Here is a 16,928-nt window from a genome sequence, read left to right as displayed (position 1 = left end):
TACTAGTCCAAAGGAGAGGGTGGACTTGTTGTACCGTTCGATGTCGAGTGGGTATGCGAGTCATAGTGTTTCCGAAGACTTGAAAGTGCCCCATGCTGATCGTACACGTCACCCTGGACGTGCAGGTCTCCGCTGATGCGAATAGTTCCGTCATTGCAGATCTTCAGGAAGCTGCCACTCTGATGCACAAGCCAGAATTCGCCTCCTGGCACCACCGGCGGCATTTGCTTGTTTGAATAGCTTCGGCCGATGATGATCCCCTGCTCGATATCGCCCTCTTGGGGAGCAATAAGTACTTGGTCGCCGGGGCTCGGGGAACATACGAGACCCCATCCGCTCCCTACCCATTGTGATAATACCGGAAGCCATCCCGACAAGACGCCGTCGGGTTGAATGAGCACCCGGGCGGTAGCATTCTGCGAATTCACCGATGTTATTGTGCCGAATTTTATCTGCCCCGAGGACTGATCCAGACTTGTCGCGTGAGCTTTTATTGCGCTCGATAACCTTTCGATCATTCTATCTCCAGATCAAATCGCGTGAGACAAACCCCTCGCGGTGGCTACTAAATATGGACAGCGCGGATGATTTGGCTGGACCCCGATGTAGAGCTATAGTGGCGCTCAATAGTGTCTATCTTGTATATTGCATCGAGCGGTGAGTTTGTTTCATCGATTAGCACCGCTGCTCGTGCTGCCAAACTGAGATCCCATGGCATTTCAATGTGTAGCACCGTGCCAAGTCGATTAAGCTCGGCAGCGTAGCGTCCCGCCGAATCGGTTACTTGCTGCGAGGTGAAATTCGCTGCGGAAAATAAAAAAGGCTGAATACCGGACGGTTCGAAAGCCTGTATTGCGTCAGCTACATTGTCTGCTGAATTGATCGCATAAGAGGCCATATCTTGTGAATTCCATGACTGGACCCGCGCGCCGACGTTTGAAGATAGTGTCAGGTTCTGCTCAAATCTTATCGTTCGGACGTCGCGGAGGCCGATATGTGCCGGCAAGCCTTCCAAGGAACCTGATGGTTGAAAAAAGAGCGAAGTATCCTGAACAAAGACGTCAAAGCTATTCTCACGAGCAAGCTGCACAACCAGATCCCAGTCCGAACCAAGACGAGAAAACTGCCCAAGCGAAAGCCGCGTGTAACCATCGCCATAATAGCGTCCGACCTCATTCAGCGTCGGGGTAACAATAGGCGTCAATCCATGAAACAAAGCTATGGACGATACAACTTCGGAAGCCGTCTGGTTCACAAAGTCCTGCTGACGGTAAGAGTCAATTAGCGTTGACGACAAGTCTCTCCCCTCGATCGCAACTGTCTGCATTACGGGATCAACAACTATGGTATCGATCATCCCGCTGATCAAACTTTGCAATAGAGGGTAATACTGCGATACAGGAACTATCTCAATATACGCAGGCGCGAGGGACGACCAGAACGCGATATCGCACAACGGTGCGGATCCCATCGCAAATGTCAGTGCGTATGAGTCCGAGGAAAAGCAATTGCCCGTCACAACCGATGCATGAAGTAATCCTTCGACCAGGACACCGTTCAACGTAACCTGAAGCTGCATCCTGTCCGCTGAGGAGAGCGCCATTTATTGCGGCCCGGTCCCGTCGGAGAATGCCGACGACACTGGCGGAATGACGAGCTGTTGCTGTCCTGAAAGCATCGGGTCGGTCAGGTTGTTGGCTCTTGCTATATTGATCCACTGCAGTGCGCTGCCAAGCCGTTGCGCGGCGATCTCAAACAGGTTTCCCCCGATCGTGGTAATTGTCTGCACGTCAGATTCCTGCACCATCGAGAATTCTTCCGATCCGACCCACGTACGACCTGGCGTTCACCGCTGCCGTCAGTAAACCCGCCCCTCCCACCATTGAGCCAAAAGTTCTGCAAAGAGTTGCAGGATCTGCGTTTGGTGCTCCGGGAGTTGCAACAGTGGTGGATTGCTGGTCGATCTGACCGTCAATGAGATCTAATGTGGTTCCAACCACGCCTACAGCCTGTAAATTGCTGACAGTACCCGTCGTCATCGCGTTGGTTGCCGACAGGGCGCCTTGCAAGGATCCAACCGAAAAGCCAGTCCCGGCGATCGCGGCCAAGGCGTTACCCAGATCCGACGAGATCAGCGCTGCTACGGTCGATTTGGTTGCAGCGATCCCGGATTGGTAAGCGACAATGCAACTGACTTTATAGGGAATCCACCAAGGACTATGATATTCGGCGAGAAAGCTTTTCACGACAACGCGGCGTCTGAAAGTCTCCCAGGTCAACCACACGACTTCACCTGATAGACGCAGGTCGTCGAAGGCGCGAACCCGCGCCTCGGCGTTCGGACCTGAAAATATTCCCTGGAAGGCAATTTCGGCATCGTCTGGTCCCAGGCGCTCAAGAACCCTCCTGCCACCAGATAAGTTGTGCACCGCCAGTCTATGTCGGCCTCCGAACCGCACCGACTGGGGAATTTCAAATCCCTCCAGACTAATGGATCCGACTTGAATAGGTGACTGTAGCAAAGATCAGGTCGCTTCCGTGGCAAGAGTGACTTTTGGCGTCATTGCTCTACTTAGAACGGCGCAACCCGGCTTCGAGGGGCCGCAGCTCGTGGATCGATGCCGGTCATCCCAGTCGTGGGTTTGTTCAGAGCGCGTTCCAGGTGCTGCACTGTCCATCTACCCAACGCTGAACCATCGATGTGCAGCGTGGATACAGCCGGCTTGCCCCGCTGACCCTCGGTGGCGTCGGGCGCATCTCGCTGTTGGGAAAACTCCCCCTGATCGTCAACAGCGCGGCTCCCTGGAACAGAATGGTCGCCGCCAAACATTAGATCCTGGCGCCGCAATGAATTATCGGTTCCTCGCATTGCAAATCTCTTTGCGGGATCAACCTTCCGATCCGAAAGGAGTTGTGTCGACGAAGCGTGCGGTGACGGTGCCAATGCCTTCGATTTCGAAAGCCCAGACGATGCGCGCATAAATCTCGTCATCGGCAGGGATTCGTCACGCGGAAGTAATATTCCTGCACCCACGAAACGCTTGGCTCCGATATGTCGGAAAGTCTCGGGTAGGGCTAAAACGGATGCTGGAGTCATTGGAGCTTGAACGAGCGCTTTGAGGGAAGGTTGGTCAACTGCGATCTTCGCGGTAACGCGCGAAAATCCCGCCGTTGCCTTCGGCGCGCCGATTAGCCCGACCACCCGTTTGCTGTCCGCGACCGCGCCACGAACTGGATAAGGAAACTTCGGCGCCGCAGCAACACCATGCTGAAGAACCGCCTCGTCGCTGGCTGCGCCTTCTGATGTTTGATCCGGAGGCTGCCGTCGATATCCTGAAGCCCTTGTTGGAGCGATGGAAAACCGTGGGAAGCGGACAATCCGTTGCAGGCCGAGGAACCAAGTGATTCGGGTGGCATCCGCTCTGGGCATGGGTTTCAACCTCGAGTTCTCGTCTTTGGGCTACCTCCCATCCGAGGGTGACTGACTCCATTCAAATGCCATCCAGTCAAAGCTGTGGCCCTCGAGAGTTCCGAGGGCGATGACATAGGCTGCCCTCTCAGCAGTGGGGAGTGAGAATGCAACGTCGAATGGCACCCCGTTCCGGATAAGGTACAGGCAGTCGATCAGGACAGGGTGCCGGGCAAGTTTCCCAGATCGGACTCCGAACCGTGAGGATCTTGCTCGTTTTTCGTCGAGTCCGCGATGGCCGCCAAGCCCTCATCGCCCAATCTCTCGACCAAGCTCTCGATCTGCGGCTCGGTGCCCGGTGCAGGCACCGGGACCCCGTCGATCTCCATGATCGAGAACACCAGACCTGCCATCGAAAGCCACGGTTCGTTCTGGGAAAGCACCGGTCCAGCAGCCTTGAATAGCCTCAGCGTATCAACCGCGGTGAGCCGCCGCAGTAGCAATCGCCGTCCCTTCTTGTCGACGGTCGTAAAGGTCCTAGCAGCCTCCCGTAGGATGCTTTGAGAAGGGGTCATTAGATACGACGCTTCCTGGTAGCGTAAAATTCCAGCTTCTGTTTTACACTGGCGTCTCCCTTCCAAGCACCAGCACTAGCCAGCTTGAAGGCAACCCCATCGAACTGGTAAGTGGAAACCGAACTGTCTGTTTCTGTGATGTACTGGTACATCGTGCCGGGCTGAGTGCCGCCGCCATTATAGAAATCCTGCTCCAACCCAGAAATGAAATCGTCTAGCGCGGATGTCCCTCTCTCAACCTCAAAGCTTCCCTCCCAGCCCTTCGGAAGTTCGGCGCCCAGTTGGGTCCCATCAAGTCGGCTGACCCGAACCGCATTCGTGAGCTGCCGGCTTTCAAAGCCGGTAACGTGACTCATGTCGACCCGTCCATTGGGTCCCATCACCACAAGCTGGGTATCCCGGCCGATCGAGAACGCTGTCAATGCCACTTCATGATCTCCCTAGTTAACCTGGCCCGTGGGCAGCGTCTGTCGGGATACCTGGACCGTCTGTCCACCCTCCACATTGACTATGAACCGCTCGTTAATCGCCTGATACTGGATCTGAGCGTCAGACTGAACGTAGCCGAGGCTGGTGCGGGAGGACGGATTGTTCGTCGTATCGCAAATAACGCTGAATGGCAGCGAACCATCGGTGCTACCAAGCAGGCCCTGCCCATACATGTTGTTCAAGAATGACAACTGCGTAGACCTAACCTGCTGGAACAGGTTGCTATTGATCACTTGGCCGACGTACTGCCCCATCCCAGCGGCTAACGTCTCGGCAATGTAGTTCGTAAGCCGCGTGTAGTTGTCACCGTCAGTCGCCGGGTTCGACGACGTATTGTGCCCCCCACGGACACCCCAAAAGGATCCCGCCGGCTGAGGATTGCAGATAACGTCGATGCCGGCGCCAAGCAATGCACCCAGTTCGGCAGTTGAGTATGCTGTGTTCTGCCCCGAACCAGGCGTGCCAGTGCGCTGGCTGCCGATAACCCCGTAGATTTGTTTGTTGAGGCTGGACTGCTCCGGTGAAAGGTTTGCCAGCCGACCAGCCGCAAATCCCTGCGGCGACACAAGACGTATCGTATTGTTGACTTGGTCGGACCACCATAGCCAATCGCCGAACATGAGCTTCGCGGCGTAATTGTCCAAACCGATCGCTGCTTTGGTCGACACGGCGTTCGAAATCGTATCACCAGCCGGCGTCGTGAGGATCATGTAGATCCCCTCCTGAAGGCCAAACCCCGCCTGGGTCGTCCAACTCGATGGTTCAGCGCAATCAGAGAGTACTGCCAGCCCACAGCCTTGGCCGCGCAGAGCATACATCCCCGTCCGTGCTGGCGCATCGGTGCCGAGCAGTTGGGCACTCTCAACCTGCGTCGCTCCGTCCGCCCCGGCGCTGGTTGAACCGAGGGTAATCGAAAAGGGTGCCGGCGATGCCGTTGTTCCGCCCGCACTCGCGACGACAAGAAGCGAGGGGCCACGTTGCGGTCCTAGACCTGCGTTGACCGCCGTAGCCAGACCGATCCAAAACGCTGCTCCGTCACCAACCAGGCCGTCAAAAATTTCAGGCACAAATCCCGGCAGTAGAACCGACAACATCCAGGTGTTCGGCTTTGAGCCTGCGCCAAGGGTGAGCGTAATGTTGTTGCCGAGTGAACCCGTGTACATCGCAGTAAAACTGGCGTTGGAGCCCGGAACCAAAGTATAGGCAGACGCATCCGTGCCGTCGGTAACCCGGACGCAGCGAAAATTTTGTGCGCCCTGTTGCACCGCGATCGCAACATGGGTTCCCATGTCATAGGTCCGAGGAACGATGGAGCCAAATTGCTGCGCGTAATCGCCCATGGTGCCGATGATAGCGGGCTCGTCAACCGGCCCCCACGACGCGGTGCCAACTACCCCTAGAACATTCGTCGGGACGCCATTCAGGACCAGATTCTGTGGAGGAACGATTTGAACATAGAGATCGGGCACAATCAGCGATGTCGTGTTGACGCTGCCCTGCTGTGAGATTGGCACGTGAACTAACCTTTTGACGGGGTGGGCAACGCAACCTTCGTGACGAACTTCCTGTGCTCGGTGGAAAGTATCTCGCTAATTTTCCCGATATCAGCAATAATATCCCCGCGAACGAAGTTAAGAAAAGGTCTTGTGACTATGAGTTGTTGTGTCATGACAAAGCCTAACCGTATGTTATATTACCATTTATCCCGGAAGCACCAAAGAGCATCGATGGCTGCTCGATGATCGTCACCGTAGGGTATTCAACGGTGTACAGCAGGTCTCTCCGGTACAGCAGTGCATTCTGAGACTGATCGTAACAGGCTGTGCTTCGGTAGGTGATTCGAGCGCTGGTACCATCCAAAAGAACTAGAAAGCTCATTTCATTGAGCGCCGCGTCAAGTGCAGCGGATATTACGTCTCGGATTGGCGGTGTCGGGCACCAGCAGATGATGCGCACATCCTTTTCTTGTCTACGGCTTTCAAATGATGCTGAATTGTCACGCACCACCCTGACAACGATCGTGTTAGCTCCCGGAACGCTAACGGTAGGGCCTTGGACGAGCGCGGGGCGGTCCGCCTGAATCAGTCGATTCAGATTCGCGGCGACGAGGCCGGGACTATCCCCTGCCAAAACCCGATAGGCATAGGCCACGCCATCCACCATCACTCCAACCACATCGCCGCCAGAGGGGTTTCCGGATATTATCACAGTCTGTCCGGCCACACTTCCCGCCGCACCGGGGATCGACGGCATGGTGTACCACTTCGGTAGATATCGAGTGGTTATCCGTCCCGATTCGTTGTCGCTAATAACCGTGACATTCAGCGCCCCAGCACTGAGATCCGCGTTGAGGGTGGCAGAGTTCGGCCACCCACGATAAATACGGCAAAATACCCCGAGAATACTCGATTCAATGGTCCCAGCCGGATACAATATCGATGTTACGGTGCTCGCGACGGCTTGCTCCACATCAGAAATGTCTGCCATTTAAGTTGTCGCCAATTTCGCGCTTAGCCGCCAACCCAGCCCAGTCAGTTCAGATCCGGTGATAACCGCGGTTCGATTCAAATCGTCGGTAATAAGGTCACCCGGACCGAGGATAACGTTGTCGACTGCTGGCAGCAAAACGTTCCAATAAGGAACCGCTTGATCTGTGGGAAGATTTGCTGTGGATGAGCTCGACCGATTTTCGCCAAGTACACTCGCTGGCCACCCCTCCATCAATATCGCAGAATGGCCCAAGGTATAGCCACCGTATGCGCTGCCAGCGATGGCCATCTGCGTGTTTGGTCGAACGACGGTAATGGTGCGGTTGGTTTTCACACACAACACCGGCAACAGCGGTGCTTGCGATGCTACGAAAAATATTCCACCTGCCTGGACAAGATAATCGCTCGGTCGCGTGTAGCTCGCATCGAGAATCCCGTACCAGAGTGCCTCGCCATACACGTTAGTCCGATGATCGTTGTTGCTTAGCGATATGAATGCCGCCGGCAGCCTTAAGAACCGATTTCCACCATCTAACGGTTTGGATGATCCTTTCGGGCGGAACGCATCTGTCGTCTGCCCGGTGTGACGTGCACACAAACCCGATGCCAAATAGAGGCGATCCTGTAGTTTCCGGCCGTCCATCTATCACACGATCAATGATGCCGTGCCGCTCGAGAGGGCAGGGCCTGTTGAGACGCCAAGGAAGCCACAAAGCCGACGCCTCCATTCGTCCAATAGACGCATCCGGTCGTTTAATTCATTCCTGTTTCTCGTCCACGAGGAAGCTTCATCGGTGTCCAGGTTATCGGACGCGCCGGGGACAGCGGCTTCCAACGCAGTCAGTGTCCCGAGATAGCGTCGAACGATTACGACTTCCGAGGTCGAAAGGTTCGTTAGACGAAACTCAAGCACGCCATAAACTTGGAAGTAGCGCCAAGACTGCATCCCAGTGGGAGCTGCGCCATAGGCGGGATATCCACAGAAGCGGCGGATGTCCACTTTTTCGGCGTCCAGAAGCGGGTTCAAATGAACGATCCATCGCCACGGCTAAACATGACGCTACCCGACCCAATTGGCGAAATCGCCGCCGCAAACGAGATTAAACTGTTGACCGAAAGGATGAGTGCGCTGTTAGCCAATATTGGCATATCGCTCGTCGAGGCCGTAACGGTCGCATCAGAGCCAAACCTGAAGTAGGCGACAGCACCCATGGTATTCGTGACGACAACCGAGTCACCGCCCCCGGACAGAGGAGCGTTCGCCGAAATGCTCCCGACTGATACGCTTGTTGTACCAGTAGGACGAAACGGGCTAACGGAACCTAGTGGCATGACTTTGTAACCCTTGATCAGAAGTCAGCCGACATGTTCCACGATGACAGCGCGCTTGAACGCAGCGTTGGTCGCGGTCGGAACCGTCGTCGGGTTTGTGGTGGTGTCGGATGGCGCGCAGAAGCCGCCGATCCAATACCAGGACTGCGCGATGATCTGCTGCAGTCGGTCGATCGCCTCGCGTGTCACCATGGCGATCCCATCAACCATCGTAACGATTGAATCGACCGGTGCGACATCGGTAGCAACCATACCTGCGAAGTCGCCCTCGATCAGGGCTCCCTGGCCACAAATCATCGGCCGGCGAATCATCAAACCGGACAACGTGGGATGCGGCTGAACAAACGCCTCGTTGGTCGGAACAAAGCGAAGACCCAGAAAGTCGTTCGTCATGCCCCTCTTGAATACCTGGTTCGCAGACGTTGCACCCTGGAACAGTTGCTTGAAATCAGGATCCGCGAAAAGCTGTCGCGAGGACACCGGATCGAGATAACAGTTATACGCGCCATCAATTTCCGGCACTGCATTCAATCGGAGTTTGGCTACTGCATCGAGCAAATTCGACATCGTCAACGTGTCGGATGCAGTTATCAGCGCTGTGTTTCCGCGCTGAGATGGACGCACGATCGTTGCACCGCTCGCCGCAGCGACCGTGTTTCCGGCCGTCCCATCTGACACAGATACATTTCCCGAGAGCGTCAGCGCACCCGACACCCCGTTCGGCGCTGTCGAAACGTTCACAACATCAACGACAAGGCTCACAAGCGTATAGGCACTGGACCCGATCGTGACAGTCATCGGCGTACTGGAGGTGACAGCCTGCTGAATGCCATTCACAAAGACGCTTTGAAAGCCCCGCACATCGTCCACATAAACCGTCGGACCTGCGCTCGTGAGTGTAGTGCGGACCCGAGTGTTGCCACCCAAATAGGCGGCGAACAGTGCATTTCGGCTCAGTTCGTCGAGGCTTCGGGCCGCCTGCTCGCCGTTCACGTAAGCGTTCTGCAGGAATTGCGACGCGATCCCCACCCGTTCGGTCACGACGTTGAGGTCGGTTGTCGCCGCATAGAGATTGATACTGATCGTATACTGTTCAACGCCCCAGGTCGTGGGGGTCAGGCCGTTGTCGAAGTTGGTATTTGTTGCCGGCGCAAGGGGCGTCGTTACAGACGGCTTCAGACCCGCCCGCGTCTTGGTCAGCGTCTCACCAATACCAACCGCAACCGTCACCTGGTCGGCACAGGCCCGGTAGCCCAGCCGTGAACGCAACGCCTGCTGGAACTCACGCTCCAGAAAGCCCTGTTGAATGATTGGTTGAAGTGAAACCGGGAAGTTTTGGATACCCATCAATCGTCCTATCTAAAATCTGCGACCGTCGTCCGGATGACACACGATCAGAATTGGTATTTGGTGACTGCCGCCCGCGCGGCAGCATATTCTTCGTCGGTCATTTCCAGGGCCGTCTTTTGTCGCACCGGCTGCGATGCAGGTGCCATAGCCGCACTGGATGACGACACCGCCCCAAATAGCCATGGTTTGTTTCGCTTGAAGTCATCCATCAGCTTCCGGGCACCAACTATTTTATCATCGTTACCAAGTCGGACGGTTGACAGATCAACTAGCTTCAAGCCATCGAGATCAATCATCCCGGCTCGAACCGCCTCAGTACGCAGGTTCGCTAGAACCAGACGGGCTTGATACTCGCCGCGAACCCTTGCGACCTCGTCAACTCCTTGCTCGTCCGCCTCAACTTCAAATGCGATTCCAGGAAGCACTTCAGCCGAATCATCACTCATTACAATCTCACGAATTTTCATCAAGGGTTGTTGAAATCAATCCCTCCTCAGCATATTCCAGGTCATAACAGGCCGCGATCGCCCTCAAAGCCGTCTCGCGACTGATGCAACCGGCCGCAACCAAGGATGTCAGCGACTGAACGTCCTTTTGGCGGTCATCCGCCGTGGAAGGGTACCACCGCGGCCATTTGAGGCTGAGAGACGCACCAGGTTCCAAAGGCTCGACCGGCACGCCCAAAACCACAATCGAATACTTCTGCGATGCCCGCACAATAAGCCGAGCCAATTGCAGCAGACCGGCTTCGCCGTAGCTCGCTCGTAGATTGTCGGCCAAACAAATCAATCCGTGGTTCAGCAATTCCAGTGCCCGGCCGGATTGCGCAGCAGTGATTCGCTCTGGGCTCGCTCGGTTACCGTGGATGCTTTCCAGAGCTAGCTCGCGCAAAGTACGAACATATTCGATGACCGCAGCCGAGGCGGTGCCACCAATCTCCAGCAGGCGAGCATCGCCCTTCTCCGAAACGACAAGCGCGTTTCCCGCTCCTCTGATTAAATCACCATCGGAAAGGCTAGGATCCTTCAGCAAGAGAGTAGGATCGCTGCTGTACTTCAGCCCGCGGCCAACCTGACTAAGTTGATAGTCGATTTCCACTTGTGTATGCATCGCGGCTGCGAACGTACATGCGCCATCGTTGCTATCACCGGTGGTTGGCAAACCAGGCAAGTTTTTGATCCAGACGATTGGAACCACCCCCAGTCTGTGGGACACCGACCGGACGGTATCAATGATCGGCACGGCCGCTTTACCCACTGGGAGCGGTTCGAACCAGGTCTCACATTCGTTGTCCCAGCTTCGGGTGAACCAATATTGAACGTTCGGATCTTCGATTGAATACCCGTTCCGTATAAGGTCCGATCCCGAGACCTTGTAGCGTTCGTCCACTCGGGCAAGCGTGTCGGGTGCCAACGGATCCCAGATGGGCGTCAAATACATGGTGTCCAGGACATCAACGAAAATCCGTCCTTTCAGCACGCGAAGCAGCAGCGCTACTGATCCCGCTGCACCTCTCATCGCAGCCTGGGTCATCGTCAGATTGAGCCTGATTTCTTTGGCGATATTGGCGAAAACCTGACGGACAGATGCATCATTGCTGTCTATTGTCGGAAAGTGGCCTTCGCTGAATAATAGCGACACGCTGTCTTCGACAACAATGCGGCATAAAGGATAACGCACGCTCGGGCGCCGCTGTCGCAGTGGGACGTACTCACCTGCTTCACTTCTCTCCTGATGGAAATGAAAGGGCAATACATCATAAAGCGTCCCGTCAAGAACGCGGTTCAACACTGTTAATCTGCCGACTCGATCAGGATAATCACTGTCGCGGGGGACCAGATCGCATAGCGTATCAAACATGAGGTTCCAAACCAAAACATCAGCGACTAAGTAACGATATTGCAGTTGAATTCGGTAGCCGTGGGCGCGCAGTCAATGTCGTAAACGCTCGCACCAACGCGTCAACCTGATCGTCTTTTCGACCCCAAGGAAAATCTCGCATTTCATCAATAAGGGTGCGGGTCCAGTCGCCACAAACAATCGAGAAATTGCCGGCCTCAACCTGGGACGCTAGCGGCATCGCCCGCGTTGCCTTTGAACCAGTTTCCCGCGAAGAAATCACATGAAAGCCGGCAAGTTGTCTCGTCAGATACGACATCTGGCTCTTTCCCGCCTGACCTGGATCTTCTGGGATTGCAACGACAACCTTCGCGCCATCTTTCCGAGCCGTATTTACAATCAATTCTTCGATCTGATGCGGACTTCCACGCATTCGGGCGACATCCAGAATTAGATACCGACCGGTCTTGTCTCGCGCCAACTTGACCCCGACTGTCCAGTCCGGGTCGTTACGTCCAGTAGTCTCAGTAGCTGCTAAGTCCCATGCTCGGACCATCGTTTCGGCCTCACGTTCAGATTGCACGACCGCGATTCGATCAGTCGAAAACAGCCTGCCGCCCGATGGTAGCGGGTTCTGTTGAAATAGCGCCGACCAAGCCCGCTCGCCAATAAGAGATCGTTTTCTTCCCAGCGCTTCACTATCCTCCCACTCGGGCCATAGGGGGGCGCCGACCATTCGGCCAAGTGGATCATCGGCTTCCGCCAGCGCGGGCAGACGCAAGACCCGCCATTCTGATCCGCTCTGGTCCAGTAGTTGGCCTCCCAGATCCTCCGGGTGCCAACGTGTCATAACCACGACCACCTTGGCCCTCGGTTTCAGCCGTGTGGTTACATCTGATTTGTACCACTCCCAAACGTGGTCACGGTGCCGGGCGCTCTCGGCATCAGCCTGCGACCGGACCGGATCATCGATGATCACAAGATCAGCTCTACGGCCAGTTATCGCCCCATGAATCCCAACCGCTAGGTAATCGCCCCCGGTGCTTGTCGTCCACATGTCCGCTGCCCGCTGATCCTGGGTTATGCTAAATCCAAGATATTTTCGGTTGGCAATTATAAGGCTGCGGGCACGCCTGCTAAAGTGTTCCGCGAGGCTAACGGAGTGCGATGCACCAATGACAGAAGTGCGCGGATGCTGGGTGTACCACCACGCGGGGAAGATGACCGATGCGTACGTCGATTTGGCTGACCCCGGTGGCATTAAGATCATCAGCCGATCGTACTGGCCCTTCGATAGACCTTCCAACTCAGACATTAAATAGAGGTGATGCGCAGCCGGCTTATATCCGGTGTCTTTAAGCGCTTCTTCTGCCCAGGATCGTAGCGAGCCCCGGACTCGACTTTTCACAAATAGTGTTTGTTCGATAGGATCCCTGTCATTCCAGAAAATTTGCAGTGCAACCAGTATCGGACTGCGAGCCCATCAAGGGGCTGCTTGGCACGAGGAATATGGCCGTTGCGGCGAAACCCCGATCATAGGAATTACCTTACACCAATTTGGGGCGTTTGGTCAAGCCTTTTTTCCTATCTGCTCTAGAAACCGATCGGTCCTGGCTTGTCAGAACTGCGTATGGCGCTCTACGCAATAAAAATGGACCTGCCGCCGGAACCAGCCGCCGAATTTAGGATGCATACTCTTGCCACCGACGGGGCCGCCCGCGCCGGTGTCTTGCACACTGCCCACGGACCGCTTCAGACGCCAGCCTTCATGGCCGTGGCCACGGCTGGCACGGTTAAGGCTATGACCGCCGAGGCGGTTCGGACAACGGGGTGTCAATGCGTTCTCGGCAACACCTATCATCTGATGTTGCGTCCCGGCGGTGACAGGATAGCGAAACAAGGAGGGCTCCGCCGTTTCATGAACTGGCGCGGCCCGATCCTGACCGATTCAGGCGGCTTTCAGATCATGTCCTTGGCCGCCATAAGAGAGATCGATCGCGATGGGGTCACGTTCCAGTCGCATATCGATGGTAGCCGCCATCGTCTCAGTCCGGCGACCTGCATGGAGTTGCAAGACAAGTTCGATTCCACGATCACAATGGTCTTGGATGAATGCACAGCGTTCCCAGCAACCCCTAAGATCGCGCAACAGTCGATGGAGATGTCGATGCGGTGGGCGGATCTCTCAAAGCAGGCGTTCCGTCCGCGGCCGGGATACGCCTTATTCGGGATCGTTCAGGGAGGCATTCATGCCGACCTCCGCCTTCGATCGGTCAGCATGTTGAAAAGTATAGGCTTCGATGGCTACGCAATCGGCGGACTTGCAGTCGGAGAAGGGCAGGCGGCCATGCTCAGAACATTGGACGTAACGGTACCAAATCTTCCTCACGGAGCGCCTCGCTACCTTATGGGTGTCGGGACGCCTGATGACATCCTAAGCGCCGTCGAACGCGGCATTGATATGTTTGATTGCGTGATTCCAACCAGAGCGGGCCGCACGGCGCGTGCATATACCACCGCCGGGGTTCACAATCTCCGCAACGCTCGTTTTGCTGACGATCCCGCTCCGCTAGATCCCGCATGCGACTGCACAGCTTGCACGACGCATAGCCGGGCTTATCTCCACCATCTGTTTCGTGCGAAAGAGATCCTGGGACCCATGCTCCTCACCTGGCACAACTTGACCTTTTATCAGTCGTTGATGCGAGGCATCCGCTCATCGATCATGCTTGGACAATTCATTACTCACTCCGCGCAATTACGCGCGTCTTGGGCCGCATCAGAGGTGGCCCGATGACGGACAACTCCTCATATACGCACCTGACCCTGCTCGGTCAGGACGCCAGGACACCGATGTCCCCAGACGATGCCGTTTTGGAGCGTGTCGGCAACCCTGCCACCGGCAAGCATTACATCGTGCGTTTGACGTGCCCGGAGTTCACTTCCCTCTGTCCGCTGACCGGCCAGCCGGACTTTGCCCACGTGGTGATAGACTATGTGCCAAACCATTGGCTCGTCGAAAGCAAATCGTTCAAACTGCTCCTCGGATCCTATCGCAACCACGGATGCTTCCACGAGGCCTGCACAATGGAGATCGCCGCTAAATTGGTTGGCCTTATGGACCCGATATGGCTTAGAATCGGTTCCTATTGGTATCCCAGGGGCGGCATCCCAATAGACGTGTTTTGGCAATCCAATGCACCGCCCGCCGACTTGTGGGTGCCGGCGCAAGAAGTGCCCCCCTATCGTGGGCGAGGGTAGGGTCACCGACCAAGCCCGCCTCGCAAGCGCTAACCGTCAAGTCAGTCAGCCTTCCTCATGAATCTGCAGGGCCCGGGCGTAGACCGTCTTCCGCGGCAGTCCGGTCGCAATGCTCACCAGCGCAGCGGCATCCTTGACCGTTTGCGTTGTCAGAGCGGATCGAAGCCGCCCGTCCAGGTCTTCAGGATCATCTGTCTCAGGCGGCCCGATCAGTAGCGTGATCTCACCGCGTGGCGCTTCCCGCGCAAACAAATCAATGAGCCTACTCACTTTCCCGCGTTCGACCGTCTCAAATCGCTTGGTCAACTCACGCGCCACCGCCGCGCTCCGATCGCCGAATACAGACAACAAATCCCCCAGCGTTTCCAGCAGTCTATGTGGCGCCTCATGCCAAATGAACGTCGTCGAGAGTCCCGCACGCTCCGCAACCCGCAAACCGCCGAAAGCAGACCGACGCGCCACCTGCTTCTGCGGCGGAAACCCGAGAAACATGAAGGGCAACGGAGGCAAGCCGGACAACGTCAGAGCGGTCACTGCGGCGTTTGGCCCCGGAACCGAGGTGACCCTTAGACCGGCTTCTATCGCCGCCCGGACCAGTCGGTAGCCTGGATCCGATATCAAAGGTGTCCCCGCGTCGGAAACCAGAACGATCGTCTGGTTTGCCCACAATCTCTTCAGCACTGACCCGATTTTGGCATCCTCGTTGTGTTCATGCAGGGTTTCAATTCGGCTATGGATATCCATCGCCGCCAGCAACCGGCCAGTCCGGCGGGTATCCTCACACAGAATAAGGTCGCAGCTTTCAAGGACAGCGCGCGCGCGCGCCGAGATGTCCCCGAGGTTGCCGATCGGGGTAGAAACAAGCACAAGGCCATGAAGCGGGGTGGGCTGGCCGCCCTGCTGACTATCGGGAGGCGCGGCCGATGCGGCAACGGGCATTGTTTCTCCTTATCTTCGCCCTCACTTGCTCCGGATGCGATTTGCAGACCTCCGGGCGGTATGGCGGACTCTATCAATCTGGGGCGAACGGTCCAACGCCGCTGGGTCCGAACGGTCAGGCAACGCAGACAATTGCTATTCTGCTCCCAATGACAGGCTCGCACTCGAATCTGGGCCAGGTTCTCTTGCAAGCCGCACAATTGGCGATGGGGACTGAAGCCGCTCCGGCGCTCGATGTTCTGGATACCGGGGGCACCCCCGTTGGTGCGGCGAAAGCCACCCAAGCCGCGGTCGCCAAAGGTGACCGCCTCATCCTCGGTCCTCTCACCTCCTCCGAAACGGCTTCTGTTGCACCGATTGCCCGCAGCGCAGGGATTCCTGTTTTGGCTTTCACCAATGACGCGTCACAGTCTCAGCCTGGGATCTGGCCCTTAGGTATTTCCCCAAATCAGCAAATTCAAAGGTTGGTCATCGCCGCCCAGGCACAGGGCAAGACCCAGTTCGCCGCCTTGCTTCCGGGCTCAGACTTTGGGCGGGCACTGGCTGCGGCGCTGACCAAGGCAACGGCAGCCAACAGCTTGGGGGCGCCAACGGTAAAAATGTATCCGCCCGGCATGGCCTCGATAACGGCCTCAGCGCGCGACCTGTCCGACTACGCCGACCGGCGCGGACCGCTCGAGGCGAAGGTCAAGGCCGCACGCGCAACTGGAACATCCGAAGGTCGGCGGGAAGCCCAGGAAATTTCCAAAACACCCATCCCGCCGCCAACCTTCAATGTGCTGCTGCTGGCGGATACAGGCGACGCGTTACAGGAGATCGCCGCGATCTTGCCCTACTACGACATTGATCGTTCTGAAGTACAAATAATTGGTCCGGCTCTTTGGGCTGATCCCTCCAGTGGTTCAGGCACAGTTCATGGTGCGTGGTTTGCCGCCCCGGACCGCAGTGCGCGAACTACCCTGGAACAGGACTACGCCGCGAAATTCTCTACCCCTCCGCCTCCGTTGGCGGATATCGCCTATGATGCGGCCTCGGTCGCCAAGATCATCCTCGGTTCGAGAAACAACAACGCAATACTTACCCAGCCCGGGGGCTTCGTCGGCAGCGATGGCTGGTTCACCTTGGCGCCCGATGGACAAGTTGCGCGTGGATTGGCGGTATACCGAATTGAGCGGGGAGGTCCCGAACTGATCGATCCCGCACCCCAGTCAGCAGCGACGCCGGGCTTATGACCCGACGAAGCCG

At 56.5% G+C, this 16,928-nt stretch carries 19 protein-coding genes; 4 read left to right on the top strand and 15 right to left on the bottom strand.

Translation table 11 applies throughout. The features are described 5' to 3' along the window. Positions 1–2: 2 nt before the first annotated feature. From ACQY4T_RS17995 to ACQY4T_RS17950, 10 genes are all read right to left on the bottom strand, one after another. A complete protein-coding gene (locus ACQY4T_RS17995) occupies positions 3–518 on the bottom strand; it encodes a phage baseplate assembly protein V (RefSeq protein WP_428533527.1) in 516 nt (171 codons plus the stop codon). Between the two features lie 47 nt (positions 519–565). Further along, the gene (locus tag ACQY4T_RS17990) at positions 566–1,603 is read right to left on the bottom strand and encodes a hypothetical protein (protein WP_428533525.1); all 1,038 of its coding nucleotides are present in this window, start codon (positions 1,601–1,603) and stop codon (positions 566–568) included. Further along, on the bottom strand, positions 1,604–1,789 hold the full coding sequence (locus ACQY4T_RS17985; RefSeq protein WP_428533523.1) for a hypothetical protein: 186 nt from the start codon (positions 1,787–1,789) through the stop codon (positions 1,604–1,606). It lies immediately after the preceding gene. A 1-nt stretch (position 1,790) separates the two neighbouring features. Then, positions 1,791–2,429: a hypothetical protein gene (locus ACQY4T_RS17980; protein WP_428533521.1), complete on the bottom strand. Its 639-nt coding sequence runs from the start codon at positions 2,427–2,429 to the stop codon at positions 1,791–1,793. A gap of 1,195 nt (positions 2,430–3,624) precedes the next feature. Beyond that, complete coding sequence (locus ACQY4T_RS17975) at positions 3,625–3,984, bottom strand: hypothetical protein (protein WP_428533519.1); 360 nt, start codon at positions 3,982–3,984, stop codon at positions 3,625–3,627. After that, positions 3,984–4,412, bottom strand: a complete 429-nt coding sequence (locus tag ACQY4T_RS17970) for a hypothetical protein (RefSeq protein WP_428533517.1) — start codon at positions 4,410–4,412, stop codon at positions 3,984–3,986. Before ACQY4T_RS17970 ends, ACQY4T_RS17975 begins: the two co-directional genes overlap by 1 nt. A gap of 12 nt (positions 4,413–4,424) precedes the next feature. Next, positions 4,425–5,987 carry a phage tail protein gene (locus tag ACQY4T_RS17965; RefSeq protein ID WP_428533515.1) on the bottom strand — a complete coding sequence of 521 codons (1,563 nt, stop codon included), beginning with the start codon at positions 5,985–5,987 and terminating at the stop codon, positions 4,425–4,427. 163 nt (positions 5,988–6,150) lie between these two features. Continuing rightward, complete coding sequence (locus ACQY4T_RS17960; RefSeq protein ID WP_428533513.1) at positions 6,151–6,960, bottom strand: hypothetical protein; 810 nt, start codon at positions 6,958–6,960, stop codon at positions 6,151–6,153. Then, on the bottom strand, positions 6,961–7,605 hold the full coding sequence (locus ACQY4T_RS17955) for a hypothetical protein (protein WP_428533511.1): 645 nt from the start codon (positions 7,603–7,605) through the stop codon (positions 6,961–6,963). Positions 7,606–7,608: 3 nt separating this feature from the next. Beyond that, positions 7,609–7,989 (bottom strand): hypothetical protein, encoded by a 381-nt coding sequence (locus tag ACQY4T_RS17950; protein ID WP_428533509.1) that lies wholly within the window; start codon positions 7,987–7,989, stop codon positions 7,609–7,611. On the opposite strand from ACQY4T_RS17950, the gene ACQY4T_RS17945 reads away from it, so the two are divergent. Further along, positions 7,990–8,160: a hypothetical protein gene (locus tag ACQY4T_RS17945; RefSeq protein WP_428533507.1), complete on the top strand. Its 171-nt coding sequence runs from the start codon at positions 7,990–7,992 to the stop codon at positions 8,158–8,160. A gap of 158 nt (positions 8,161–8,318) precedes the next feature. Here the strand turns inward: ACQY4T_RS17945 and ACQY4T_RS17940 are convergent, their stop codons facing one another. Genes ACQY4T_RS17940 through terL form a run of 4 tightly spaced genes read right to left on the bottom strand, consistent with a single transcriptional unit; the run spans position 8,319 to position 12,744 of the window. Beyond that, a complete protein-coding gene (locus tag ACQY4T_RS17940; protein WP_428533505.1) occupies positions 8,319–9,641 on the bottom strand; it encodes a DUF4043 domain-containing protein in 1,323 nt (440 codons plus the stop codon). A gap of 47 nt (positions 9,642–9,688) precedes the next feature. After that, on the bottom strand, positions 9,689–10,090 hold the full coding sequence (locus tag ACQY4T_RS17935; RefSeq protein WP_428533502.1) for a hypothetical protein: 402 nt from the start codon (positions 10,088–10,090) through the stop codon (positions 9,689–9,691). Between the two features lie 7 nt (positions 10,091–10,097). After that, the gene (locus ACQY4T_RS17930) at positions 10,098–11,504 is read right to left on the bottom strand and encodes a phage portal protein (RefSeq protein ID WP_428533499.1); all 1,407 of its coding nucleotides are present in this window, start codon (positions 11,502–11,504) and stop codon (positions 10,098–10,100) included. Between the two features lie 19 nt (positions 11,505–11,523). After that, positions 11,524–12,744 carry a phage terminase large subunit gene (gene terL / locus ACQY4T_RS17925; protein WP_428542968.1) on the bottom strand — a complete coding sequence of 407 codons (1,221 nt, stop codon included), beginning with the start codon at positions 12,742–12,744 and terminating at the stop codon, positions 11,524–11,526. Between the two features lie 390 nt (positions 12,745–13,134). Between terL and tgt the strand changes: the two genes are divergently transcribed. Both tgt and queF read left to right on the top strand, forming a co-directional pair. Next, positions 13,135–14,280: a tRNA guanosine(34) transglycosylase Tgt gene (tgt, locus tag ACQY4T_RS17920; RefSeq protein WP_428542965.1), complete on the top strand. Its 1,146-nt coding sequence runs from the start codon at positions 13,135–13,137 to the stop codon at positions 14,278–14,280. Continuing rightward, positions 14,277–14,744 carry a preQ(1) synthase gene (queF, locus tag ACQY4T_RS17915; RefSeq protein WP_428533496.1) on the top strand — a complete coding sequence of 156 codons (468 nt, stop codon included), beginning with the start codon at positions 14,277–14,279 and terminating at the stop codon, positions 14,742–14,744. Before tgt ends, queF begins: the two co-directional genes overlap by 4 nt. Before the next feature lie 45 nt (positions 14,745–14,789). Here queF and rsmI read toward each other — a convergent pair whose 3' ends face one another. Continuing rightward, the gene (gene rsmI / locus ACQY4T_RS17910; protein WP_428533493.1) at positions 14,790–15,683 is read right to left on the bottom strand and encodes a 16S rRNA (cytidine(1402)-2'-O)-methyltransferase; all 894 of its coding nucleotides are present in this window, start codon (positions 15,681–15,683) and stop codon (positions 14,790–14,792) included. On the opposite strand from rsmI, the gene ACQY4T_RS17905 reads away from it, so the two are divergent. After that, positions 15,668–16,915, top strand: a complete 1,248-nt coding sequence (locus ACQY4T_RS17905) for a penicillin-binding protein activator (RefSeq protein ID WP_428533490.1) — start codon at positions 15,668–15,670, stop codon at positions 16,913–16,915. The genes rsmI and ACQY4T_RS17905 overlap by 16 nt on opposite strands. Positions 16,916–16,928: the final 13 nt, after the last annotated feature.

It is taken from the genome of Rhodopila sp. (genome assembly GCF_965277825.1).
GTDB lineage: Bacteria > Pseudomonadota > Alphaproteobacteria > Acetobacterales > Acetobacteraceae > Rhodopila.
The sequence above is the reverse complement of the archived record's forward strand: the minus strand, read 5'-3'. Positions and strand labels throughout refer to the sequence as shown.

What these genes read in the sequence shown, in the direction of transcription:
- ACQY4T_RS17940 (WP_428533505.1), bottom strand. Translation starts at nt 9,641, where the DNA reads ATGGGTATCCAAAACTTCCCGGTTTCACTTCAACCAATCATTCAACAG.
- ACQY4T_RS17990 (WP_428533525.1), bottom strand. Translation starts at nt 1,603, where the DNA reads ATGGCGCTCTCCTCAGCGGACAGGATGCAGCTTCAGGTTACGTTGAAC.
- ACQY4T_RS17945 (WP_428533507.1), top strand. Translation starts at nt 7,990, where the DNA reads ATGAACGATCCATCGCCACGGCTAAACATGACGCTACCCGACCCAATT.
- ACQY4T_RS17960 (WP_428533513.1), bottom strand. Translation starts at nt 6,960, where the DNA reads ATGGCAGACATTTCTGATGTGGAGCAAGCCGTCGCGAGCACCGTAACA.
- ACQY4T_RS17955 (WP_428533511.1), bottom strand. Translation starts at nt 7,605, where the DNA reads ATGGACGGCCGGAAACTACAGGATCGCCTCTATTTGGCATCGGGTTTG.
- ACQY4T_RS17930 (WP_428533499.1), bottom strand. Translation starts at nt 11,504, where the DNA reads ATGTTTGATACGCTATGCGATCTGGTCCCCCGCGACAGTGATTATCCT.
- queF (WP_428533496.1), top strand. Translation starts at nt 14,277, where the DNA reads ATGACGGACAACTCCTCATATACGCACCTGACCCTGCTCGGTCAGGAC.
- rsmI (WP_428533493.1), bottom strand. Translation starts at nt 15,683, where the DNA reads ATGCCCGTTGCCGCATCGGCCGCGCCTCCCGATAGTCAGCAGGGCGGC.
- terL (WP_428542968.1), bottom strand. Translation starts at nt 12,744, where the DNA reads ATGCCACCGGGGTCAGCCAAATCGACGTACGCATCGGTCATCTTCCCC.
- ACQY4T_RS17935 (WP_428533502.1), bottom strand. Translation starts at nt 10,090, where the DNA reads ATGAGTGATGATTCGGCTGAAGTGCTTCCTGGAATCGCATTTGAAGTT.
- ACQY4T_RS17995 (WP_428533527.1), bottom strand. Translation starts at nt 518, where the DNA reads ATGATCGAAAGGTTATCGAGCGCAATAAAAGCTCACGCGACAAGTCTG.
- ACQY4T_RS17905 (WP_428533490.1), top strand. Translation starts at nt 15,668, where the DNA reads ATGCGGCAACGGGCATTGTTTCTCCTTATCTTCGCCCTCACTTGCTCC.
- tgt (WP_428542965.1), top strand. Translation starts at nt 13,135, where the DNA reads ATGGACCTGCCGCCGGAACCAGCCGCCGAATTTAGGATGCATACTCTT.
- ACQY4T_RS17975 (WP_428533519.1), bottom strand. Translation starts at nt 3,984, where the DNA reads ATGACCCCTTCTCAAAGCATCCTACGGGAGGCTGCTAGGACCTTTACG.